Source organism: Arthrobacter sp. TS-15 (assembly GCF_006964045.1).
Lineage (GTDB): Bacteria > Actinomycetota > Actinomycetes > Actinomycetales > Micrococcaceae > Arthrobacter.
Window position 1 is genome coordinate 102,734 of record NZ_SDXQ01000039.1, and the last position, 23,508, is coordinate 126,241.

Annotated in this window: 20 protein-coding genes; 12 read left to right on the top strand and 8 right to left on the bottom strand. The window is 61.3% G+C overall.

The features are described 5' to 3' along the window. Nucleotides 1-57: 57 nt before the first annotated feature. The 6 genes from EU811_RS16290 (at nucleotide 58) to EU811_RS24275 (ending at nucleotide 5,079) form a co-directional block, all read left to right on the top strand. Nucleotides 58-1,362 carry an ABC transporter substrate-binding protein gene (locus EU811_RS16290; protein WP_142939374.1) on the top strand — a complete coding sequence of 435 codons (1,305 nt, stop codon included), beginning with the start codon at nucleotides 58-60 and terminating at the stop codon, nucleotides 1,360-1,362. 62 nt (nucleotides 1,363-1,424) lie between these two features. After that, nucleotides 1,425-2,354, top strand: coding sequence for a carbohydrate ABC transporter permease (locus EU811_RS16295; RefSeq protein WP_142939375.1), 930 nt, complete (start codon nucleotides 1,425-1,427; stop codon nucleotides 2,352-2,354). Then, nucleotides 2,351-3,262: a carbohydrate ABC transporter permease gene (locus EU811_RS16300; RefSeq protein ID WP_142939376.1), complete on the top strand. Its 912-nt coding sequence runs from the start codon at nucleotides 2,351-2,353 to the stop codon at nucleotides 3,260-3,262. The genes EU811_RS16295 and EU811_RS16300 overlap by 4 nt, the downstream gene beginning before the upstream one ends. Next, complete coding sequence (locus EU811_RS16305) at nucleotides 3,259-4,272, top strand: hydroxyacid dehydrogenase (RefSeq protein WP_142939377.1); 1,014 nt, start codon at nucleotides 3,259-3,261, stop codon at nucleotides 4,270-4,272. The genes EU811_RS16300 and EU811_RS16305 overlap by 4 nt, the downstream gene beginning before the upstream one ends. A 149-nt stretch (nucleotides 4,273-4,421) precedes the next feature. Continuing rightward, nucleotides 4,422-4,844 carry a multicopper oxidase domain-containing protein gene (locus EU811_RS24270; RefSeq protein WP_238703438.1) on the top strand — a complete coding sequence of 141 codons (423 nt, stop codon included), beginning with the start codon at nucleotides 4,422-4,424 and terminating at the stop codon, nucleotides 4,842-4,844. A gap of 139 nt (nucleotides 4,845-4,983) precedes the next feature. Next, a complete protein-coding gene (locus tag EU811_RS24275; RefSeq protein ID WP_238703440.1) occupies nucleotides 4,984-5,079 on the top strand; it encodes a multicopper oxidase domain-containing protein in 96 nt (31 codons plus the stop codon). A 40-nt stretch (nucleotides 5,080-5,119) separates the two neighbouring features. Here EU811_RS24275 and EU811_RS16315 read toward each other — a convergent pair whose 3' ends face one another. Together EU811_RS16315 and EU811_RS16320 are read right to left on the bottom strand one after the other, a co-directional pair. Beyond that, the gene (locus tag EU811_RS16315) at nucleotides 5,120-7,525 is read right to left on the bottom strand and encodes a phosphoketolase family protein (protein ID WP_142939378.1); all 2,406 of its coding nucleotides are present in this window, start codon (nucleotides 7,523-7,525) and stop codon (nucleotides 5,120-5,122) included. A 7-nt stretch (nucleotides 7,526-7,532) separates the two neighbouring features. Further along, nucleotides 7,533-8,687, bottom strand: coding sequence for an acetate/propionate family kinase (locus EU811_RS16320; RefSeq protein ID WP_142939379.1), 1,155 nt, complete (start codon nucleotides 8,685-8,687; stop codon nucleotides 7,533-7,535). Between the two features lie 170 nt (nucleotides 8,688-8,857). Between EU811_RS16320 and EU811_RS16325 the strand changes: the two genes are divergently transcribed. The 3 genes from EU811_RS16325 to EU811_RS16335 all read left to right on the top strand — a co-directional run bounded on the left by EU811_RS16325 (nucleotide 8,858) and on the right by EU811_RS16335 (nucleotide 12,995). Next, complete coding sequence (locus EU811_RS16325; RefSeq protein WP_238703441.1) at nucleotides 8,858-9,652, top strand: universal stress protein; 795 nt, start codon at nucleotides 8,858-8,860, stop codon at nucleotides 9,650-9,652. A gap of 216 nt (nucleotides 9,653-9,868) precedes the next feature. Continuing rightward, a complete protein-coding gene (locus tag EU811_RS16330; protein WP_142939381.1) occupies nucleotides 9,869-12,469 on the top strand; it encodes a cation-translocating P-type ATPase in 2,601 nt (866 codons plus the stop codon). Nucleotides 12,470-12,536: 67 nt separating this feature from the next. Further along, the gene (locus tag EU811_RS16335; protein ID WP_142939382.1) at nucleotides 12,537-12,995 is read left to right on the top strand and encodes a universal stress protein; all 459 of its coding nucleotides are present in this window, start codon (nucleotides 12,537-12,539) and stop codon (nucleotides 12,993-12,995) included. Here EU811_RS16335 and pta read toward each other — a convergent pair. After that, complete coding sequence (pta, locus tag EU811_RS16340; protein ID WP_142939456.1) at nucleotides 12,992-15,067, bottom strand: phosphate acetyltransferase; 2,076 nt, start codon at nucleotides 15,065-15,067, stop codon at nucleotides 12,992-12,994. The two genes, EU811_RS16335 and pta, sit on opposite strands and share 4 nt — an antisense overlap. A 210-nt stretch (nucleotides 15,068-15,277) precedes the next feature. Between pta and EU811_RS16345 the strand changes: the two genes are divergently transcribed. Beyond that, a complete protein-coding gene (locus EU811_RS16345; RefSeq protein ID WP_142939383.1) occupies nucleotides 15,278-15,700 on the top strand; it encodes a pyridoxamine 5'-phosphate oxidase family protein in 423 nt (140 codons plus the stop codon). Here the strand turns inward: EU811_RS16345 and EU811_RS16350 are convergent. The 4 genes from EU811_RS16350 to EU811_RS16360 are packed head-to-tail and all read right to left on the bottom strand — an operon-like array spanning nucleotide 15,639 to nucleotide 19,263. Further along, on the bottom strand, nucleotides 15,639-17,573 hold the full coding sequence (locus tag EU811_RS16350; protein ID WP_142939384.1) for a heavy metal translocating P-type ATPase: 1,935 nt from the start codon (nucleotides 17,571-17,573) through the stop codon (nucleotides 15,639-15,641). The two genes, EU811_RS16345 and EU811_RS16350, sit on opposite strands and share 62 nt — an antisense overlap. 9 nt (nucleotides 17,574-17,582) lie before the next feature. Beyond that, nucleotides 17,583-18,650: a zinc-dependent alcohol dehydrogenase family protein gene (locus EU811_RS16355; RefSeq protein ID WP_142939385.1), complete on the bottom strand. Its 1,068-nt coding sequence runs from the start codon at nucleotides 18,648-18,650 to the stop codon at nucleotides 17,583-17,585. Beyond that, nucleotides 18,647-18,778: a hypothetical protein gene (locus EU811_RS24595; protein ID WP_274595838.1), complete on the bottom strand. Its 132-nt coding sequence runs from the start codon at nucleotides 18,776-18,778 to the stop codon at nucleotides 18,647-18,649. Before EU811_RS24595 ends, EU811_RS16355 begins: the two co-directional genes overlap by 4 nt. A 14-nt stretch (nucleotides 18,779-18,792) precedes the next feature. Further along, nucleotides 18,793-19,263, bottom strand: coding sequence for a pyridoxamine 5'-phosphate oxidase family protein (locus EU811_RS16360; protein ID WP_142939386.1), 471 nt, complete (start codon nucleotides 19,261-19,263; stop codon nucleotides 18,793-18,795). Between the two features lie 148 nt (nucleotides 19,264-19,411). On the opposite strand from EU811_RS16360, the gene EU811_RS16365 reads away from it, so the two are divergent. Continuing rightward, on the top strand, nucleotides 19,412-21,127 hold the full coding sequence (locus EU811_RS16365; RefSeq protein ID WP_142939387.1) for a sensor histidine kinase: 1,716 nt from the start codon (nucleotides 19,412-19,414) through the stop codon (nucleotides 21,125-21,127). 3 nt (nucleotides 21,128-21,130) lie between these two features. On the opposite strand, the gene EU811_RS16370 is transcribed toward EU811_RS16365, so the two are convergent. Then, entirely contained in the window at nucleotides 21,131-21,826 is a 696-nt protein-coding gene (locus tag EU811_RS16370) for a response regulator (RefSeq protein ID WP_142939388.1), read from the bottom strand. Between the two features lie 254 nt (nucleotides 21,827-22,080). On the opposite strand from EU811_RS16370, the gene EU811_RS16375 reads away from it, so the two are divergent. Further along, the gene (locus EU811_RS16375) at nucleotides 22,081-23,466 is read left to right on the top strand and encodes an MBL fold metallo-hydrolase RNA specificity domain-containing protein (protein ID WP_142939389.1); all 1,386 of its coding nucleotides are present in this window, start codon (nucleotides 22,081-22,083) and stop codon (nucleotides 23,464-23,466) included. The last annotated feature ends 42 nt before the right edge of the window (nucleotides 23,467-23,508 follow it).

Consider the following 23,508-nt stretch of genomic DNA (forward strand, 5'->3'; position numbering starts at 1 on the left):
TGAGGTTCAATCAAACATTTCATGATGTTATCCGTTTCACATTTCCAAGGAGACATCATGCGCTTTACTAGAGTTTCCACGCTCGGCGCTGCGGCGTTGGCAGGCGCCCTGGCCCTGACAGGTTGCGGCTCATCAAATACCGTTACCGCCACCGCATCTTCAGCTCCTGCTGAAGCCACAGGGGACATCACATTCTGGTCAGCTTTGCCGAACATGGATAAAGTGGCTCAGGCTTTCAACAACTCCCAAGACAAAATCAAAGTCAAGTTCGAAACCGTCCCCACCGGCGCCAACGGCGGCTACGCGAAACTGGCGGCCGCCATCGGTGCGGGAACTGCTCCAGATGTGGCGACCGTCGAGTATTACGCACTCCCCCAGTTCGCCAGTTCGGATCAGCTCCAGCCGCTGGACGGCGTCGTCGCGAAGGAAACACTGGAGAAATACAACGACTCCAGCAAGAGTCTGGTTCAGCTGGGCGGTAAGACGTGGGCCCTGCCCTACGACGCACCGCCCATGCTGATGTGGTACCGCGAAGACCTCCTTGCCGGGGCAGGATCCAGTGTCCCCCAGACCTGGAAGGAATTCGAGGCAGCCGGTAAAGCTGTGCAGGCAAAATACCCTGGCACGTACCTGGCGTCGTTCAACCCCAATGAACCAACGTGGTTCGCAGGCCTCGCTTGGCAGAACGACGCACGATGGTTCTCAGCCCAGGACACTACCTGGAATGTTGGGGTTAATGACGCCGCCAGCAAAGAAGTCGCGGACCTGTGGCAGCGGATGATCAATGACAAGACTGTGAAAGTGGTCAACTCCTACAGCGACGAGTGGACTGCCGACATTGCCACGGGCAAGGCAGCCGGCATCGCCGGAGCGAGCTGGAGCGCTACCTCTATCCAGGCTCGGGCCAAAGGCCAGGAGAAAAAGTGGATAGCGGCCAAACTCCCTCAATGGAATACCCCCGCAACGTCGCTCTATGGCGGATCAACGTTCGCCGTTCCGAAGACCAGCAAAAATCCCGCAGCTGCCGCCAAATTCGCAGAGTTCCTGACTACCGATCCGCGCGCCATCGCGGCCCGAGGAAATACCGGTTCAGCGTACTTGGCGGACCCGGAACTGACGGCCACCGCCAAGAAGGCCTTCGACGCCAGCTTCTTCGCCAATGACATCTGGTCCGTCTTTGACGAGGCGGCCGGAACTGTCCGCAAGGACTGGCAATGGGGCCCGAACTTCGATGTCACCAATTCAGCGGCCAAAGACGCCTTCGGAACACTCAGCGCCGGGGGAAATCTCGCTACAAGTCTCGACAGTATCCAGGACAAAACCATTACTGGGCTCAAGCAATCAGGGCTTTCGGTCAAGTAGACCTACCCCACCCACTGAGCACTAAGCACTACGCACTGAGCAGGACGAAGAAGGAGCACCCCATGTCAACCATTAGCGGCACTTTGCGCCCGAAGAGTAAGAGGGACAAGGGCGGCGGCGGGCGAACCGCCGCGATCTTCCTAACTCCCTTCTTTGTCCTGTTCATGCTGTGCATGATCGGCCCAGTTGTTTACTCCGTAGTTCTGAGCCTCTTCTCCGAGCAGAAATCAGGGTTGGGATTCGGAGGTGCCCCGCAAACGACGTTTGTAGGCATCACGAACTACCTTCAAGTCCTCTCTTCGGAGTCGTTCCTCCAAGGATTCGGCCGGATCGGACTTTACGTCGTCATGTACATCCCAGTCATGATTGGAGGAGCGATTGTTCTGGCACTGCTGCTCGACGCTCTTGCCGCCCGCGCCAAACGGCTTTTCCAGCTGCTGCTGTTCCTGCCTCACGCCGTTCCGGGGGTCATTGCGGCCCTGATCTGGACCTACCTCTACACCCCCGGCGTCAGCCCGGTCGTGCAGGCACTGGAGAACGGCGGCATCTCGCTGAACTTCTTCTCCTCCGAACTCGTACTACCCGCCATGGTCAACATCGCTGTCTGGCAGTGGACCGGTTACAACGTCATCATCATTTACACCGCTCTTCAGGCGATACCCCAGGAAGTCCTCGAAGCTGCCGTTGTCGATGGGGCGGGACAGATCCGTGCAGCCATCAGCATCAAACTTCCCTTGGTTCTTCCCGCGCTCGGTGTCATCGTGCTCTTCACCAGCATCGGTGCCTTGCAGCTGTTCACCGAACCCTCCATCCTGTCCAAGGCCGCATCCAGCGTCACTCCCGGCTACGTGCCCAACATGTGGGCCTATGACGCAGCCTTCAACCGGTTGGACCTTAACCAGGCAGCAGCAGCCTCAATTATCATCGCTGCGCTGGCCGCCGTGGTGTCCTACTTTGTCACCCGGTTCAACTCTAGGAACGTCAACGCATGAGCATTCTCGAGAAACCCCGTTCCGAAGCGCGCCAAACAAATGCTGCCAACAGCCGGCCCCCGAAAAAGCTAAGGGTCAGCGCCAGAAGCACCGTAGCCGTCAACGGGCTCCTGGTCCTCGGAAGCCTCTATATGATCCTGCCGATCTTGTGGCTTGTCCTGGCATCGCTAAAGAATGTTCAGGACCTGTACTCCAGCGGCATATTGGAACTAGGCAACATCGCCCTCCTGGACAACCTCATCGCACTATTCCAAGAGAACGACGGCATCTTTGCCAAATGGATGCTCAACAGTTTCCTCTATGCCGGCATCGGCGCTGTCGTCGGCGGCTTGATCTCCGTGATGGCCGGCTACGCTTTCGACAAGTTCAAGTTCAGGGGTCGCAGCAAACTGTTCGGGTTCGTGCTTGTGGGTGTCCTGATTCCCAACACAGCTACAGTTCTCCCGCTCTACATGCTTTTCTCCACTATGAACCTCACGAACAGCATCTGGTCGATCATTCTTCCGGCACTGTGCAATCCCTTCAGCGTTTACCTTGCCCGGATCTTCAGCCAGTCCTACATTCCTGACGAGACCCTGGAGGCTTCCCGTATGGACGGCGCCGGGCCGATCAGGACGTTTGTCTCGATTGCCGTCCCGATGATTGGTCCCGGCTTCGTCACCATCGCGTTGTTCCAGTTCGTTGCGATCTGGAACAACTACATGCTCCCCTTGGTAATGCTCAACACCCAGGAGCTGTTCCCCGTCTCCTTGGGCATGGCTTTGTGGCAGGGGTACACCAGCGGCAACCCGGAATACAGCGTCCTGGTCATAACCGGGGCCCTCATGTCCGTGATACCCCTCTTACTGGCATTCACCATGCTCCAACGATTCTGGAAGTCAGGCCTCTCAGCAGGAGCGGTGAAGTGAACAGGCCACTCGCCGCGGCCTTCGCCATGTCCGCAGATGTAGCCGGCAGGCTTTTCACCTCCACCCTGCTTGGTTCAATTGACCCAAGCAAGATTCGGGTGCTGGACAGCCAACCGATGACGACCTTCACGGATGCCAGGGCCAACGGAATACTCGCCCGCACGGAGATCCTCATTACGGGCTGGGGTTGCCCGCCCCTCACCGCTGAAGTCCTGGACCAAGCACCTATGCTGCAATACGTGCTGCACGCCGCCGGCACTGTCAAGGATCACATCACCGAAGAAGTATGGGACAGAGGCATCCAAGTCAGCTCAGCCGCCGTCGCAAATTCGATACCAGTAGCTGAATACACACTCGCCATGATCCTGCTGGCCAACAAGAAGGTCCTGCAGCTCTCAGCTGCCTATGCCAAGGAGCAAGGCGCACTGCCAGCCGAGGACTTGTTCCCTTCCCTTGGCAATTACAGGAAAACAGTCGGGGTCATCGGAGCCTCAAAGATCGGTCGCTTGGTCCTGCAGAAACTCCACGGTTTCGACTTCCACATTCTCATAACGGACCCTTACCTCACCCCCGCAGAAGCCGAAAGTCTTGGCGCTGAACTGACGGATTTGGAAACGCTCCTGGCCAACAGCGACGTTATCTCCCTTAATGCACCCGATCTCCCCGATACGCAGAACCTGCTGAACAAAGAAAGACTCGGACTGATCCGCCCCGGCGCCACCCTGATCAACACTGCCAGAGGCGCCCTGGTGGACCACGAGGCCCTGCGTGCCCGGATCCTTAACGGCGACTTGTACGCCATTCTCGACGTGACCACGCCTTGGGTCCTCCCGCCCGGCGATCTTCTCTACAACCATCCCAACGTGCTGATGTCGCCACACATCGCAGGGTCCATGGGCACGGAATTGGAACGCCTCGCAGCAGCCGCACTTGACGAAGCTGCCCGCGCGGCCGCACATCTGGACCTGCGCTACCCAGTAGCCGCATCGGACCTGGCCAGGACGGCCTGACGGAGCCTGTGCAGCAATAAGCAGGGCGGAAATACGGCGCATACTGGAAGTACTAGAAAGAAGCAGCCAGTGAAACCGTTGACGCGCCGGCTCCTGCTGGTGCTGAGTGCAGCAGGAGCGGGCGCCACAGCCGCGGTCAGTGCCGGGCTGTGCTTGAACAGTGGGCCCGGTGCCAACCCCTTCGTCAGCGTAGCCCGGGCGAAACATTCGACTACGAGTGCACACTCCCTGCTGACCACCCACCGGGCACTTACTGGTACCACCCCCGTCACCACGGCCATGCTGCCGACCAAGTGGCCGGTTGTCTCTGCGGCGCGATAGTGGTGGAGGACACCGAACCGATTCCAGTCACGAAGGAAAGGGTGATGGTGATCTCCGATTTGTCCCTCGACGCCGACGGCAACCTTGCCCGGCCGGACCGATCATCAATGCCTGCCCCTCCCGGTACCTGCGATTGTCCCTTGACGGACAGCAGGTCCGCCTGCTCAGCCGTGACATCGGCTATTTGCCGGAGCCTGAGGAAGTTACAGAGGTGGTTCTCGCACCGGGCAACCGGGTGGAACTGCTCGTGAAAACCCGGGAAGCGTATGCCACGCTCACGGCTGCCCCTGTGAACCGTGGCAGCATGAGTCCCATGATGGGGGACCCGGCCATCGGACGTGGCGGCCCGGCCGGTGAAGGCACACTGGACATTTGTTCTCTGGAATCCGGGTGGCATTCGATGACTTCCCCGGCCGCACCGTTTTCCATTGCCACATCCTCGATCACGAAGACCAAGGCATGATGACCACTGTCCAAGCGATCTGAGCGGCAGGTCAGGCCGTTGAGGAATACGCCGTTTGGAAGCCTACTGCTGCGTCCACACCCAGTCCCTGATTTCGGGGAGGTCCTCAAAGTGCTCGCGGATATACCTGGCGTGGTCCTCCAACTGCGTCCGGCAATGCTGCAGCAGTTGGTCTGCCCCTGCAAACTGCCCATGTGCCCGGCGTAGTGCTTCCATCACCAAGTGGTACCGGCTGACCTTGTTAAGGACCACCATGTCGAACGGAGTGGTGGTGGTGCCTTGCTCGTTGTAACCGCGGACATGGAACCGCTCGGGGTGCGGGCGGCCGTGCAGGAGTTGATGCAGGGCCCTCGCGTAACCATGCCATGCCATCACAACGTCCACGTCTGCGGTGAAGAGTTCCTCGAACTTTTCACCAGCCAGCCCATGCGGATGCGTGTCCGGAGGTGGCAGGACCATGGCATCCATGACGTTGACAACCCGGACGGACATGTCGGGGACATACTTCCTCAGCAACCATGACGCCGCCAATGTTTCCTGTGTGGGAACATCACCGGCACATGCGAGGACAATGTCCGGTCCTTGGGCGGCCGGAGTTCCAGAAGCCTCATTTCCAGCCCAATCCCATATGGATGCACCCACGGCTGCGTGCTTCCGTGCCTCCTCGAGGGTCAGGTACTGAAGATGTTCCTGTTTATCAATGACTACCAGATTCACGTAGTCCTTGCTGTTCAGCATGTGTTCCGCGGTGACCAGCAGTGTGTTCGCATCGGGAGGGAAATAGACACGGATGACTGTACTGGACAGGGACAGGACGGTGTCGATGAGACCCGGGCCTTGATGACTGAAGCCGTTGTGATCGTTCCGCCAGCAGGTGGAGGTCAGCAGGATGTTCAGACTCGGAACGGGCTTCCGCCACTCCAGTTCCCGTGCATGTTGGAGCCATTTGGCGTGCTGGATGGTCATGGAAGCACTTACCATCGCAAACGCCTCGTAGCTGGCAAACAGTCCGTGGCGTCCGGTCAGCACATATCCTTCCAGCCACCCTTGGCAAAGGTGTTCGGAGAGGACTTCCATCACGCGTCCGCTGGCGGATACATGATCGTTGGCGAGCGCCGCAGCCGGTTCCAGGAGGCACCTGTCGGTGGCTTCGAATACTGCGCCGAGCCTGTTGCTGTTGGTTTCGTCGGGGCAGAAGAGGCGGAACCTTGGGTCCTCGGCGGTACCGGTGTAGATATCCCGGAGCATTTCCCCCAACGGTCTGGTGCTCTCATGCATCACGGCACCGCGGGGAACGGCCTCTATGGCGTACTGATCGAGCCCTGGAATCACCAGATCATGGCCTCCATCGCCACGGCTGGCCGGCAACGCACCCATGCGCAGATCGCCTTCAGGGGCGAGTTGCGCGAGTTCGGGAATCAGCCGGCCGTCGGCGTCGAACAGTTCTTCCGGCCGGTACGAACGCATCCACGCCTCAAGTTGCTTGAGGTGATCGGGGTTTTTGCTGACGCCCGCCAGGGGGACTTGGTGGGAGCGGTGTGTTCCTTCTACGGGCTTTCCGTCCACTGTCACCGGTCCTGTCCACCCTTTGGGGGTGCGTAGGATGATGGCCGGCCATCGTGCGGGACCGGCGACTCCTTCTGTGCGGGCGCGGGACTGGATTGTCCGGATCGATGCGTAGGCTGCGTCCAACGCTGAGGCGAGGGCGGGGTGGACGCGGTCTGGGTCGTCGCCGGAGACGATGACGGGATCCCAGCCGTGGGCCTCCAGCAGTGATGCTACCTCCACGTTTGAGCGGCGGCCCAGCACGGTGGGGCCGGAGATCTTGTACCCGTTGAGGTGGAGTATTGGAAGCACAGCACCATCCCTGCATGGATTGATGAACGAGGGCGCCTTCCACGAGCCCTCCAGAGGACCGGTTTCGGCCTCCCCGTCACCCACCACGCAGGCAATGATCAGGTCCGGATTGTCCATGGCCGCTCCGGTGGCATGCATCAGGGAGTAGCCCAACTCGCCGCCTTCATGAATGGAACCGGGGGTGGCGGGGCCGACGTGGCTGGCGATGCCTCCCGGGGTCGAGAACTGCCGGACCAGCCTCCGCAACCCTTCGACGTCTTTGCCAACGGCGGGATAAACCTCCGAGTAGCTGCCCTCCAGATAGGTATTGGCGACGACGGCGGGTCCCCCGTGGCCGGGACCGGCCACGAACAGAACTTCCGCATTTGTGCGACGGATAAGGCGGTTGAGGTGCGCGTAGATCAGAGACAATCCGGGACTTGTTCCCCAGTGACCCAGTAGTCTGGGTTTGATGTGCTGTACTTGCAGCGGTTCCCGGAGCAGGGGGTTTTCCTGCAGGTAGATCTGGGCAACGGTCAGATAATTGGCCGCGGACCAATACCGGTGCAGGAGGTCAAAGTTCTCTTCTTTGGACTCAGCATGGGTAGCGGTGGCGTTCTCTTCCAGGCTCATGGTGCAATCACCTTTCCTTCGGGGGCATGGCGAGCAAAGCCGCCGTCGATTCTGCTATGGCGCGTTCTTCATCGCTGGGCACTACCAGCACAGGAAATGCGGAGTCCGTGGCGCTGATTTTTCGGATGCCGTCCTTACTGGCCGAATTCGTTTCCTCATCAAGCCAAAGCCCCAGTGGTCCCAACCATGCCACCACCTTGTCCCTGAAGAGTGCAGAGTTCTCACCCACGCCTCCGGTGAACACCAGAGCGTTGGGCCGGCCAACCACCATGGAATAGGAGGCAATGTATTTGGCCAGACGGTAGGCAGCCATATCCAAGGCGAGAATCGCACCAGGTTCTCCCTGAAGAGCAGCAAGGCCAATTTCACGCATGTCAGCGGTTCCCGCCACCGCAAGTAAGCCCGAGCGGTGGTTCAGAATATGGTCAACTTCTTCGGCAGTTGCACCGCCGCGCTGGATCAACAAGACAATTGAGGGATCCAGGTCTCCCGAGCGCGTACCCATGACCAGGCCCTCCAGTGGGGTCATTCCCATGGAGGTGTCCACGCTGAGCCCCTGTCTTAGGGCGGTGACGGATGCGCCATTGCCAACATGCGCCACGATCCCATTCAAAGACGCAATCGGAATCCCGAGAAACTCTGCAGTGTCGCGGCAGGCCATCTCCACCGAGATCCCGTGGAACCCGTAGCGCCTCACAGGATGCGCCAAGTAGGCGTCCTCCGGTATGGCGTAGCGCGCAGCGAAGTCCGGAATGGAGCGATGGAAAGCCGTGTCGAAGACGGCCACCTGTGGGAGGTCGGGCCAACGCTTACCGGCGGCGTCCATGCAGGCAATACTGGCCGGGTTGTGCAGTGGCGCCAAGGGACTGAGGTCTTCAATGGCGGTTATTACGTCCGCTGTGGCACGTACCGGGCTGCTGAACCGTGGGCCGCCGTGGACTACGCGGTGACCAATCGCCTCCGGCCCTGCGGATCCGAGGCTCTTTACGGTGGCATCGAGTTCTTCAAAGGCAGAGTGCAGGCCGTCCTGAGTAGAACGCTCATCAGGTGGCCAGTCCACCTGTCCGGACGCCAGGATGTCCGTTCCAGGGTGGGAGGCTGAGGTGTCCCGCACATGGTATTTCAGCGATGAGGAGCCGGGGTTCAGCACAAGGACGCGCATATTCTCCTTTCACGTCCGCCGGGAAGGGGAAGGTGGATGCCTCTCCTCTGGACCCTAGTGCACTGAGCTATTAAGCGGGAGGGCCTTCCGGCCCTTGCGACGACGGACCGGCCGGCAGATAGTGGAGAGCACCACCGTTGGCCATCCGAAGGGAACATCGGTTCGTGAAGATGCAGATTCTGGTTGCCCTCGACGGCTCACGGGCGAGGTCTCCTGTGGCCGACTGGGCTGCGGCCCGCGCGGAGTCCCTTGACCTTGGCCTGGCCTTGGTCCATGTAATCCCCGATCGGTGGGCTTACCCCCGGGAGAGCGACCGTCAACTGGCGCTACGCCGCGCTGAGGATCTGCTCACCGAGGAAGCGGAACGGCTGGCGGCAGCCTTTCCCTTTCTGGCCATCACGACTCACCGGTTGTCAGGCGAACCTGCCACAACGATCGCTTCCATGTCATCGGCCTACTCGATGGTGGCGGTGGGCACAGACCGCGGACCCGGTACGGAGGGGCAGGGATACGGTTCGGTCAGTTTCCAAGTTGCTGTTACCAGCAAGTGCGACGTCGCCGTTGTTCCCGACCTTGCCCGCCAAGAGCGTTCCGGCGTAGTGGTTGGCGTCGACGGCTCCCCTGAGTCAGTGGATGCCCTGGATCAAGGGGCCAGGGAGGCCCAACGTTTGGATGATGAATTGACCATTGTCCACGTAACGGGTCCCGGGGTTGACCCTGCCGAGGGCAGGAACGTCCTTGACGCGGCTGTCCGGCGGGTCAAGAACGAGTTCCCCTCCGTCGTGGTGAAGGAAGTCCTGGATACCAGCCGTGGCCCCGGAGAAGCGTTGATAACTGCTGCAGCAGAAGCACAGCTGCTGGTCATGGGTTGCAAAGGGCGAGGCGGTTTGAGCGTACTGGTGGGCTCCGTTGCCCAGCATGTGCTCCTGCAGGTGCAGTGTCCCACTATCCTGACCCGAAGCTAGCCTGAGATGCCGGTGGGCTACCTCTGAGGGACAACTCCAGGCGGCTCTCCCGTAACGGTTGAACCCATCGGCTTCCACGGCAATCACCCCCTCACCCGAAGAACGTCGAGCTTGATTCATGGTCCGGCCCCTCCCGACCATGCCTTTCGACCCTAGACGCGGGCAGTTCCCCGATGGAGTCTTTCATCGAACAGGCATTCCTGCATTGGAGAGAAGATGTCCCTTGGGAACACACCTTCGGCCTCACTGTCCGAGACCCCGGGCGCCGAGGGCCTGAGCTCGCAGGCGGCCGGCGATCTGTTGCGACGAACCGGACCAAACGTTCTACCCACCGCCGAAAAAGTCCCCCCATGGCGGAGGCTGCTCGGGGAACTGACCCACTTCTTCGCCCTGATGCTATGGGTTGCAGCTGGGCTCGCTTACGTGGCAGGCATGCCACAACTGGGCATCGCAATCATCATCGTGGTGATCGTCAACGGCGTTTTCGCCCACATCCAGCAGGAACGGGCCCAACACGCAGCCGAACGATTGCAAGGACTGCTCCCGGCCGACGTCACTGTCCGGCGGGATGGGCGGCTTCAGAGGGTGCATGCGAATGCCTTGGTACCGGGAGATGTGGTGGTTCTGGCCGCAGGCGACAGGTTGCCGGCAGACGTGCAGTTCATTTCGGCGTCAGCATGCAGCGTCGATGAATCGATGCTCACCGGTGAGAGCGAGTCCGTACCCAAATCCGCGACGGACACTGCATGGGGCGGCACGTTCCTGGTCAACGGCGAAGCGGAAGGGTTGGTCACGGCCACCGGAGCCAACACCAAGCTAGCCGCCATCGCAGCGCTGACCAGCGGCACCAAGTCTCCGCCCACTCCGCTGACCATGGAGCTGCGCAGAATAGTCCGCTTGGTTGCCATGGTGGCCCTCACCGTCGCCGGGCTGTTCTTCGTGGTCTCACTTCTGGTCGGAATTGTGTGGCGTGATTCCTTCCTGTTTGCCATTGGAGTTGCGGTTGCGCTGATCCCCGAGGGCTTGCTGCCAACGGTTACCCTGTCCTTGGCCATGGGCGCACAGCGTATGGCGTCGAGAAACGCACTCGTCCGCAATCTTGAAGCCGTGGAGACCCTTGGCTCCACCACCTTCATTTGCACCGACAAAACCGGAACGCTGACGCAAAACCGGATGAACGCCGTCGAGGTCTTCACGCTGGAAGGGCCGCTACATATCAGCGGTGACGGCTATACGCCTGAGGCCCGGGTTGATGGGCCAGGCCGTCCCTCTGCCCTCCGGGTGGCCAGTGCGGCCCGCGCCGCGTCGCAGGGCCGCGCCGTGCTCCACGGCGAGGAATGGGTGGCCAGCGGAGATCCAATGGAAGCGGCGATCGATGTTTTGGCCCGACGCCTTGTGGGGAATGCACCTGAGGAACTTCAGCCAGAGGTACGGTTCGCCTTCGACGCCGATCGTCGGAGGGAATCGGTCATTGTGGGCAACACACTATATGTGAAAGGAGCTCCGGAATCCGTCCTTCCCCTCTGCGGAGTCGAAGCCACTCAACTGTCCCGGGAAGTAGAAACCATGGCTGCCAAAGGCCTCCGCGTCATTGCTGTCGCCACGAGGGAACTGCCTGGAGCAGCCGGCAGTTGGCGTGAGCGGGCCGCAGAAGAGGCTGAGCTGAACCTCGAAGGAATAGGCCTCATTGGCCTCCATGACCCACCCCGTCCGGACGTGGCAGATGTCATCAAAACCGCCCGGGGTGCAGGAATCCGTATTGCGATGATCACCGGCGACCACCCCTCCACCGCAGCGGCAATTGCACGGGAAATCGGCCTCCTGGGGCAACCGGACATGGTCTTTCAAGGCGCTGAACTCCCCCATGACGAACAAGTCCTCGGGGCACTGCTGGACCGTGATGGAGTGGTGGTGAGCCGGGTTTCTCCCGAGCAGAAACTGAGGGTGGCCAAAGCCCTGCAGAGCCGCGGGCACGTTGTTGCCATGACCGGCGACGGCGTCAACGACGGTCCCGCTTTACGTCAAGCCGATATCGGCGTGGCCATGGGACTCAGTGGCACCGATGTGGCCCGTGAGGCAGCAGACCTAGTGCTCCTGGATGACCACTTCGCCACCATCGTTGCCGCCATAGAACAGGGCCGGGCCACCTACTCAAATATTCATCGGTTCCTCACTTACCACTTGACTGACAACGTCGCTGAACTCACGCCCTTCGTGATCTGGGCACTTTCCGGTGGTCAATTCCCCTTGGCCCTCGGCGTTCTCCAGATCCTGGCCTTGGACATCGGAACCGATCTGCTTCCCGCATTGGCCCTCGGGGCGGAACCACCAGGCAAGCGGGTGTTGAGCAGGCCTCCCGAAAAACGGCATCTCCTGGATCGGCAACTCATGCTCAGGGTGTTTGCTGTCATGGGTCCCACGGAGGCGTTGTTCGCCATGGGGGCTTTCTCCGTGGTTCTCTTTGGCAGCGGTTGGGGCCGTGGGGACCCGCTGGACCCCGTTGTGCTGATGGGCGCATCAGGGGCCGCGTTCACAGCGGTGGTCCTTGGCCAGTTGGCAACTGCCTTCGCTTGCCGCAGTGCTACCGTTCCCGCGTGGAAGCAGGGATGGTTTACCAATACGTTGCTGCTGTGGGCTGTAGGGGTGGAACTGGCGGCGTTAGCACTGTGCCTCTATGTACCACCCGTAGCCGGCATCCTGGGCCAGGCTCCTCCTCCCCTCCCTGGCTTCGCCGTTGCCCTCCTCGCGATTCCCGGCGTTCTGGGGGCGGATTGGCTCTACAAACGGCTGCGTCACGGAGGGACCCACACCCATTAGGGCAGTCTGCCGGATCCGTGCCCTTCGACCCTAGTGGCGCGGACCGGTGGAAGAGCAGGCTGGTCCCATGAATACACACTCGCGCTCAGATCGGATCGTTGTCGGCGTCGACGGATCCGAATATTCCTCCAATACCCTGCAGATGGCCGGCCGCATGGCAGCTGCGTTGGGAGGCCCCTTGGAGGTAATCACCTGTATTGGAATGTCCGACTACTACTTGGCCTCGCGTTTCGAGCCCGAGTTGACACGCTTCACCACGGAATTGGAAGACACTGCCAAGCGGCTGGTCGAGGAGGCCTTGGAGCGAGCCTTCGGCGCAGACCGCCCCAAGGATCTAACAGTGACGGTCAAATTCGGTGAACCAGCCAAAGTCCTTGTCGAAGAAAGCCACGGGGCGCAACTGCTCGTGGTGGGGAGGCGGGGCTCCGGTGGCTTCTTCAATCAGCCAATGGGATCCGTCAGCAGGGCTTGCTCGGCCCACGCGCAGTGCCCCGTCCTGGTGGTCACTCAGGATGAAAAGGCCTAGCTGGGCGACTGCGCCTGGACAGCGGTAATGGCGACAGTGTTGATGATGTCTTCGATCGTCGATCCCCTGGACAGGTCATTGATGGGTTTGCGGAGCCCCTGAAGGATGGGCCCGACGGCGACAGCACCGGAAGACTGCTCCACGGCCTTATAGGTGTTGTTGCCTGTGTTCAGGTCAGGGAAGACGAAGACAGTGGCCCTGCCCGCCACAGCAGATGACGGCAACTTTGAACTCGCGATAGCTGCATCCACCGCGGCGTCGTACTGTATGGGGCCGTCCACCGCAAGGTCCGGCCGGGCAGCGGCGACCATATCCGTAGCTCGCTTGACCTTGTCCACGGCCGTTCCGCCGCCGGATACGCCTGTGGAGTATGACAACATTGCAACCCTCGGTTCAACGCCGAACTGCGCCGCCGTCGTAGCCGATGCGAGCGCGATGTCCGCCAGTTGCCGGTCCGTTGGATCCGGCACTACGGCGCAATCTCCGTACACGAGTACGCGGTCCGGAAACAGCATGAAGAACACCGAGGACACCAGTCCGTTGCCATGCTGGCTTTTCATGAACTCCAGCGCCGGGCGAATCGTGTTGGCCGTGGTGTGCGCCGCTCCGGAGACCATCCCGTCGGCCTCCCCCAGGTGGACCATCATGGTGCCAAAGTAGGCGCCATCGAGCATGACTTCCCTGGCACGTTCCAGGATCACGCCTTTGTGGGCGCGCAAGCGCTGATATTCCAGGGCGAATCGCTCTCGTAATGGCGAATGGGCGGGGTCCACGATGGTGATGCCACCCAACTCGATGCCCTCGGCTTCGGCAAGCTCGCGGACCGCAGACGGATTCCCTAGAAGCGTCACGTGGCACACATCCCGGCGACGCAGAATCTCCGCCGCACGCAAGACCCGGCTATCTTTGCCCTCAGCCAGAACGATGCGTTTCTTCTGCTGGCGGGCGCGTTCTACGAGGTCATTGAGGAATCGCAACGGCGTCATGGTCGCCGGACGCGGCAGCGCCAGACGTTCCAGCAACTCCTTTTCGTCGATGGAGCGAGCCCAGATGCCCAATGCTGCTGCCACCCTGCGGCTTTCTCCGGTGTGGATCTCGCTGCGGACGTGCGAAACACGTTGAGCCGTAGTGGAGGCATCCGCGGATTCTGCGAATACAGGAAATGGCGCATGTGCCATCAATGGCAGCACGTAGCTGGCAGGGACCAGGCCATCAGTCAGGATGACTCCGGACGGCGTGGGCAGCTCCGGTGACAACGCCGAGGCCATGCAAGCCATGACGATGTCAGTGCGATCCCCGGGAACAATCACCAGGTTCCCGGGCTCAAGTATCCGCAGGAAGTTCTCCGCGTTCATAGCGGCCACTTGCACGCCGCCCACGTCCCGGTCCAGCTCTGATCTGCCCGAGAACCATTCAAGAGACAATGTCATCGCCACATCGGCCACGGTGGGCGCCGATATCTCAGGAACCTCGGGAATCACGTAGCTTGGAAGGCCTCCCGTGGCCGCCCTAACAGCTCCCCGAACTGTGTCGATGTCTGCTGGCCGGACGCGGTTGACCACAACGGATAACACCGGGCATCTGGCTGCCTCCAGCTGCTGTGACGCGTCGGCCACCGCCTGGGTGGTCTCCTCCGGGCCCAATCCCTGGGCCCCGATGACCGCGAGGACCGGCAGCCCCAGATTGTTGGCCAGTTGGGCGTTCAGGTCGAACTCCCTCCCGGCGTCCGGGCCTGAGAGGTCCGAACCGTCCACAACAACAACGTCACATTCTTCGGCGATGCGTCCGTACTCCTCCAGTGCCTGGGAAGAAACCTCGTCCTCGCGGCCTGCCGCCAGCGCTGCCCGGGCATCAGCCAACGTCATTCCTGCCCTGCAGCGGACTGACTCCACCTTGTATCGCCTGCGAAGCATCCGAAGCAGTGGGTCGTCGGCCGGATCTGTTCCGTTCACAATTGGCCGGTAGATTCCCATTCGGCCCGTTCTGCGGTGCAGCGCGTCAGCCAGCCCCAAGACCACCAGTGACTTCCCGGCTTCGGGCGCGCCGGACACAACATATACGCCGTGGACCATGGTGTTTCCCTCCGGGCCGATCATCCGATGCTTCACAGTTGCACCCCGCAGGGCCTCACCGCCAGAGTCGAAGGTCATGATGGCTGCTCCCGCCCCCCGGGACCTTGGACTCTACTGGGGACGGGAAGCCAGCCATAGGCTCGGGAGCATCGAATCACCGGCGACGTGGCGATACGCCAGCAGCCATCACCCACCCAGGAGACCGAGATCATGGAAACCGATGAACGCCCCGGAACGGTCCTATCCGAAGCCGACTCATGGAAGGTCCTGGAACGTAACCAGCATGGTCGCTTGGCTGTCAGCGTCCTGGGTGAACCGGACATCTACCCACTGAACTTCATCGCCCACAACCAGCGGCTGCTGCTGCGGACAAACCCCGGAACCAAGCTCGCCGAGCTGACAGTGAATGAGAAGGTCGCCTTCGAAGTGGAGGAGATCGCCGACGCCGAAGCATGGAGTGTTGTCCTTAAGGGCACTGCCAGGGTGATCGAGTCGCAGTCGGAGATCGACGAAGCGGACAAGCTGCCCCTGAAGCCGTGGATTCCGACGCGTAAATACACCTACGTGGAGATCACTCCCACCCGGGTCCATGGCCGCCACTTTGAACTCGGTGATGAGCCGGAGCGGTATTGACCCCACGGGCCTCTGCTGACGGCACCGACGCAACAGACCCTCCAGGGCCCAGGGCCCTGAGGGCATTGAGAATGGTGGCAAGATCCACCAGCTCCTGCAGCAGCGCCCCGGCGACGGCTGGAATCATGCCCAGCGAGGCCATCACCATCAGGCCGAGGCTCAGCAGTATCCCGGTCCAAATGCTGGTCCGGGCGATTCGAAGGGTACGCTGCCCGATGCCAACCGCCAGCGCGGCCTTGGACAGGTCATCGACCATAATCACCACGTCCGCCGACTCGCTGGCCGCAGTGGCGCCTTTGGCACCCATGGCGATGCCGACGTCGGCCGCTGCCAGTACCGGAGCGTCGTTGACGCCGTCGCCCACCATCATCACGGGCCTGTGCGGAAGCGCGGCTACGGCGGCAACTTTGTCAGCAGGCAGGCATTCGGCCAGGACGTTGCTGATGCCCGCATCCCTGGCGATGTGTTCGGCTGTGGTTGCAGCGTCTCCGGTGAGGAGCATCGTTTCCCCGACCCCGAGTCTCCGAAGTTCCGTCAGGGTGTCCTTTGCGTTTGGGCGCAATGGATCGCTCATGATCAGAGTGCCGGCAAACCGACCATCCACGCCGACGTAAATCCCCAGATGGCCTGCGGGCAGTGTGGTCATATCGAAGCCGCTCACCAAGGAACCGACGTAAGCGGGTTTACCTACCACGACGTGGTGGCTTCCGCAGTCGGCCGTGACACCGTTGGTTGCCTGTTCGCTCGCGCCCGTTGCCGGTACCAGCGCCAAGCCGCGCGCTCGGGCTTCTGCCATGACTGACGCCGCCAGGACGTGGGTGGAATACTGCTCGGCGGAGGCGGCCAATTGCAGGAGGGCGTCTTCGGACAGATCTGAGGCGGGGGCCACCCGGATTTCAGCCAAAGAAGGGTTGCCTTGAGTGAGGGTCCCCGTCTTGTCGAAGACGGCGGTCTTGACTCTACTGAGTTGCTCGAGCGTGCCGGCGTTTTTGATGATGATGCCGGCATGTGCGGCCTTGCTGGTCCCCGCGAGGAACGCGACAGGTGCAGCTATCAGCAAAGGGCACGGGGTGGCTACCACCAGCACCTCAGCGAACCGACCCGGGTCCTGGCTGAAGAACCACGCAGCGCCGGCCAGCACCAAGGCGACCAGCGTGAACGGCACCGCATATTTGTCGGCAAGCCGTACCGTCGGAGCCCGGCTTGCCGCGGCTTCCTGAACCAAGGCAACTATTTGGCTGTACTGCGAATCCGCTGCGGTGGCTGTGGCCTCCATACGCACGGCATCGGCCCCGTTGACAGTGCCGCTGAGCAGCAGGTCGCCCTGGGTTCGCTCAGCAGGCAGGCTTTCGCCTGTCAGCGCTGACTCATCAAAGATTCCGACGTCGGAGAGCAAGGTACCGTCCACCGGAACCAACTCTGCGGGCCTGACCAGCAGTACGTCTCCGGGGACCACGGCATCCACCAGGATTTCCTCCACGGGCATTCCGGGCCGTTCGCGGTGCGCGTTCCGCGGGGACCGGTCCAGAAGCGCACGGAGCTCTCTGGTGGCGCGGCCTTGGGCAAATTGTTCCAGCGCTTCGCCGCCTGTCAGCATCAGAACCACGATCAGGGATGCCAAATATTCCCCCACCGCAACTGTTGAGCAAATGGCCATCACGGCCAAGAGGTCTATGCCCCAGCGTCCGCGCAGGAGCCCTTTGATCATGGTGCCGGCCCGGTAGAGGGCAACGCTGAGGGCAAAGATGCTTGCGAGCCCCTGGGCCGCAGGTATTTGTCCGCTGACGGCGAGGATCAGGACGGCGACGAGCACCACCAAGGTTCCAGTCACTAACGGAAAGCGCAGGGCCGAGTTCAGCAGCCGTTGTCTCATGTTCGCGGATCAGTCATGAGGTTTTCGGCTCAGAACCACTTTCAGGGCCCCTGTTTCCGCGGCACGCGAGAACGTGTCATAGGCATCCATGAACTGTTCCAGGCCGAAGTGGTGGGTGGCAAACCTATCAGCAAGGAGCTTATGCTGGGCCACCAGGCGAAGCAGCATCGGGGTGGTGTTGGTGTTGACCAATCCCATGCTGATGTTGATGTTTTGGATCCACAGGTCCTGGAGCGGAAGTTGGACGGGTTTTCCGTGGACCCCAATGTTGGCCACGTGCCCGCCGGGGCGGACCAGGCGCAAGGCCATGTCAAAGGTCTCCGGTATTCCCACGGCTTCCATGGACACGTCCACACCAGCCCCGTCGGTGAGGGCGAGAACGTCCGCAATCCACTCGGGCTTGGTGGGGTTGACCGTGTGCGTGGCTCCGAAGTCACGGGACTTGGCCAGCCGGCTCTCGTCGGGATCTATGGCCACTACCGTGGCTGCACCGTGGAGCCCGGCCGTGGCCATGGCCGCAAGGCCGATGGGTCCAGCCCCTACAATGGCCACGACGTCTCCCGGGGCCACGTGTCCGGCTTGGACTCCGATTTCGAAGGCCGTGGGCAGTATGTCGGAAAGCATCACGGCTTCGTCGTCGGTGACGCCGTGGGGCAGTTTGTGCAGGGAATTTTCTGCATAGGGAACACGGACGAACTCGGCCTGCGTCCCGTCGATGAGGTGGCCGAAGATCCAGCCGGTTCCGGCTTGTCCTTCGTCCCCGAGGCAGTGGGAGAACAGGCCCTTCCTGCAATTTCCGCAGTGTCCGCAGGACTTGATGCAGGAGATGATCACCCTGTCTCCTGGGCGGAGCGCACTGATTGAACTCCCCACATCGGTGACAGTCCCCACCCCTTCGTGCCCCAGGATGCGTCCCGGCTGGACCGCAGGGACGTCCCCTTTGAGGATGTGCAGATCGGTACCGCAAATGGTAGTGGTGTCTATACGCACGATTGCGTCTGTGGGATGCAGGATGACAGGATCCGGCACGTCCGCCCAGGACTTTTCTCCGGGGCCACCGTAAACGAGTGCCTTCATGGTGTTGTTCCGTCCTTGTGATGTCCGTCCACCAGGATGGCCGGACGGGCACAGTTGCTCTGCTCCAGCACGTTCCGGCATTCGTCCGTGGCGTGACGTGCGACGGCGGCGCTTGGCTGTGTTTTCATTCCAAACCCGGTTTTCATTCCAAACCCGCCCTGGTGGCGTCGTCGAGCGGACTCCACCACGTCAGCGGCGGTGTCACCTTGAAGCGGCGTCCGGTCAACGAGGTGGGAACGATTCGGACAAAATGGTCTTTTCGCCCGGCCTGCCATGGGAAAAGCAACAGACCGACAGTGTCCAGCACTTCCTGGGTCAGCTTGATGCTCTCTGCTTTTCCCTTGACCACGACGCTCCAGGCGACGCCCGTATTCGGGTCGACTCCGTCCGCTTCCAGTGCTACAGGCGTGGCGCTGAGGGCGGCGTGGAGCTTACTCCCCTCGCCAGTGCGGAAGACCAGCGTGCCGTGGTCTGCTTTGTAATTGATGGGAAAGATGTCGGGGTGATCGTGCGCCCAAACTGCGAGGCGGCCCACTGAGACGCTGCGCAGCAGCTCCCAACACTGCTTGTTGTCCAGGATCTCAGTTTCCGGAACCGTGGGTTTGTTCGTCATGGTTAGACCGTAGGTCTGGTGGTGCCGGGACAACAGGGCACAAAGGCCCACATGCGCCGTAGCCGCTTCAGAGGCGCCAGAGTAGTCTGGCATCAAAGGAGCCCTGCGGCCCCGAGACAGGATCTCGTACGTTCGTCGAAAGGTACTGGTGAACCCATCCGAAACTCCTGAGCCCCGCAAGCCGAAGCTTGAATCGCGGATTCCGATTGAAGACCTTTTGAAGGACTTCGTTGGGCGCGCCGGGGAGCTTCTACAGGCACAGGAAAGAACGCGGGGTCTGCTCGAAGCAGTTGTGGCCGTCGCGGAGGACTTAAGCCTCGAGGCCGTGCTCGACCGTGTGGTGACCTCCGCCTGCCACTTGCTTCACGCCCGCTATGGGGCCTTGGGCGTCATTGGTGAGGACAACGCGCTCAGCCATTTCATCACCGTCGGGATAGACAGCGAGCAGGCCACCCGGATCGGCCCCCTCCCCACCGGACACGGTGTGCTCGGCCTACTCATCACCGAACCTGTGCCGCTTCGCCTCCACGATCTGCGCCAACACCCGAAGGCCTACGGATTTCCCCAACACCACCCGCCCATGAAGTCATTCCTCGGAGTTCCTGTACGGGTGAGAGACGTGGTGTTCGGCAACCTCTATCTGACGGAGAAGGACGGTGGCGGGGACTTCACGCCGGAGGACGAGGACCTTGCCGTGGCGTTGGCAGCGGCGGCCGGTGTGGCAATCGAGAACGCCCGGCTGTATGAAGACGCCCGACGGCGGACGTCCTGGCTCGAAGCATGCATGGACGTCACAGGGAGAATGCTCGGTGGTGACCAGGTGGACCGGGCCGAGAATTCAGCGCTGAACTTGATCGCTGCCAGGGCTTTGCGGGAATCGGCATCCCATCTGGCCTTGATACTGGTCCCGTCCTCTCCGGGAGGCCCGTATGAAGTCGCGGGCACGGCAGGGGAACGCGGAGATGATTTCGCTGGCAAATCACTGCCAATGGATGCCGCCGGAGTCCATGAAGTGGGACGAGAAGGGAAGCCGCTCTGCCTCGATGACTCCACGGAACTCCTTGGTATTGCCGGGCATGCAGGGCCAGCCAAACTCCTCATCATCGACCTCACCGCCCAAGGAGCCCATCATGGGCTTTTGATCCTGGCACGTGATCCTGGTACAGGAAATTTTTCCAAGACGGATGTGGAGATGGGTGCGGTCTTCGGTTCGCATGTGGCACTCGCGCTAGCACTCGAACGGATTCACAGGCTCCGGGAACAAGTAGTGGTGTTCTCGGACCGCGACAGGATCGCCCGGGACCTCCATGACCTGGTGATCCAAAGGCTTTTCGCCGCGGGGTTGAGTATTCAGAGCCTTCGGCGTTTTACCACTGGCGAGTCTGCTCTGAACAGGATCGACTCCGTCACCGAAGAGCTGGACACCAGCATCCGCGATCTCCGCAACACCATTTATTCGCTTCAGGCCAGTACCCACGAGCGCGAGCCGTTGAGCGGCCGCATCCTTCAGTCGATTCAAGCCGGTGCCAAATCCTTGCCCTACGCGCCGCATCTGACCTTGGCCGGCCCCGTTGACTCCCTCACCGACGAAACCACCATAAAACACCTGCTGGCCGTTCTCACAGAGAGCCTCAGCAATGCGGCGCGTCATTCAGGAGCCACATCCGTCAATATTTCTGTGGCGGTCCACGAAGGCCGGCTGACACTTGAAGTGGCGGACGATGGATGCGGTTTTAAGGATCCGGCGCCGGGGAACGGCCTAACGAACCAGGCGCGCAGGGCAGCGGAAATGAATGGCACTTATAGCGTCACCAGCGCACCAGGCAAGGGGACGTCGCTAACATGGTCGGTCCCGCTGTCCTGATCCTCAGTGCCGGTTCCCGGCATCCTCTTCGGAAGAATGAGCCATGAAAACCGCCGCCTGGGTTCGGCGTTCGAACCCGAGTTTGGCCAAGAGGGATGAGACGTAGTTCTTGACCGTCTTCTCTGCCAGGAGCATTTCCTCTCCGATCTGGCGGTTGGTCATACCTTGCCCAACGAACTCGAGGACCCGGCGCTCCTGTGGTGTGAGGGACGAGACTCGGGGATCCTGTTTCTTCGGCTCCGTGAGGCCCTGAATGATCCTCGTCTTGACGGCCTCATCGAACAACGACTCGCCCCTGGCAGCCTTGCGCAGGGCGCCAAGCAAATCCATTCCGCCGATTTCCTTCAGGACGTACCCGGCGGCACCGGCAAGGACGGCGCCGCGGAGGGCTTGTTCGTCGTCGTAGCTGGTGAGTATGAGACAGTTCAGCGAAGGGTCAACTGAACGCACGTCACGGCATACCTCAATTCCCGTCCCGTCGGGCAACCGTGCGTCCAGCACAGCGACGTCCGGGTGCAACGCAGGAATCCGGCGCGTCGCTTCCTCGGCGGACCCGGACATGCCGACCACCACGAAGCCTTCACCTTCCAAGAGTTCTTGGAGCCCCCGACGAACCAATTCGTGGTCGTCGAGTATGAACACGCGGATTGGTTCTCCTGGGGAATCGGTCCTGTGGCCGGATGTTTCTCGGCGATCCATGACTCTCCTGTCCGACGGTCGGTGACCGCATACTCCGGGGCCTGTGCGGGCGGCCCTGCCAAATTCTTGCTGACGGGCGCCTTGGCCACAAGGGTCCAAGGACCCTTCATCAGCACGTGACTTTTGGCCCTGTCCAGAACGGTCCAATGTGCCGACGCTGGAAGAACAAGCCCGCAGAAGCACTCGGCTAAAAGTGCAACGTCGGACATCAAGAAGGAGCCAGCCGTGCCCTGCCTTAAGGATGAAGCATCGTCATGAGCACCAAAAACCCCTCTACGCTCCGCTTTCTTGGCGCAACGGACACCGTTACCGGCTCGCGCTACCTTGTGGACTTCCACGGAACTCGAATCCTTGTGGACTGCGGGCTCTTCCAGGGCTACAAACGGCTGCGCCTGCGGAACCGGCAGCCCTTCCCAGTATCCCCTGCCTCCATTGATGCCGTCCTGCTGACGCACGCCCATCTGGACCATACGGGCTATGTTCCCAAGCTGGTGAAGGATGGTTTCAGAGGTCCTGTCTACGCCACTCACGGGACGAATGAACTGTGCAAACTCCTGTTGCCCGACAGCGGACACCTGCAGGAAGAAGAGTCCAGGTACGCCGATCACCGTGGGTCCTCTATCCACACCCCTGCTTTGCCCCTCTATACAGCGGCCGATGCCGTGAAGTCGCTCAACAGCTTCCACCCCGTTGCGTTCGATGAGCCCCTCGACCTCGGCGGCGGCGTCGAGGCCACGTTCGTACCCGCCGGCCACATTTTGGGAGCAGCCCAGCTTCAGATCCGGGTGGGCGGCAACTCCCTTCATTTCACCGGCGATCTGGGCCGCGACGATGACCCCCTCATGTATCCTCCCCGGCAGCTGGAGGCAGCCGACGTGTTGGTGACGGAGTCCACGTACGGCAACAGGACGCATCCAGCCAGCAGCCCGGAAGCTGAACTCGGCGAGGTGGTTTCCCGGGTGGCCAAGCGGGGAGGAGTCATTCTGGTAGCGGCATTCGCCGTTGGCCGGGCCGAAACGCTCATGCTTCAGTTGGCACGGCTTCGCAGAAAAGATGCCATACCTGACATTCCCGTCTATCTCAATAGCCCCATGGCCATAGACGCTTCCTATATGTACCAGAAGCATCCGGACGAACACCGCCTGCGCCCTGATGAATTCAAGGATATGTACGGGGTAGCCGTTATGACCCGGACGGCGGACGATTCCAAGCTCCTGAACCTCAGGGGTGGCCCCATGATCATCATCTCCGCAAGCGGGATGTTGACCGGTGGACGGATTCTGCATCACATCGAGGCGTACGGCAATGACCCCAAAAATGCCATTGTCCTGAGCGGATACCAAGCCGCCGGCACCAGGGGTGCAGCGCTGGCGGCAGGTTCGCGTGAACTGAGGGTCTATGGGCAGGACGTCAAGATCAGGGCCGAGGTGGTCCAATTGGAAGGTTTCAGCGCACACGCCGATTCCGATGCCATCCTCCGATGGATGCATTCAGCCGCACGAGCCCCACGAATGACGTACATCACCCATGGAGAGCCGGATGCATCTGAGGCCCTTCGCCTCCGCATCAAATACGAATTGGGGTGGAAGGCCCGTGTACCGGAATATCAAGAGACCGTCTCCATCGCCACACCGGAATAAGGACTTCCGGCCCTAACCGGTCCTATGAACCCGGTACAAACT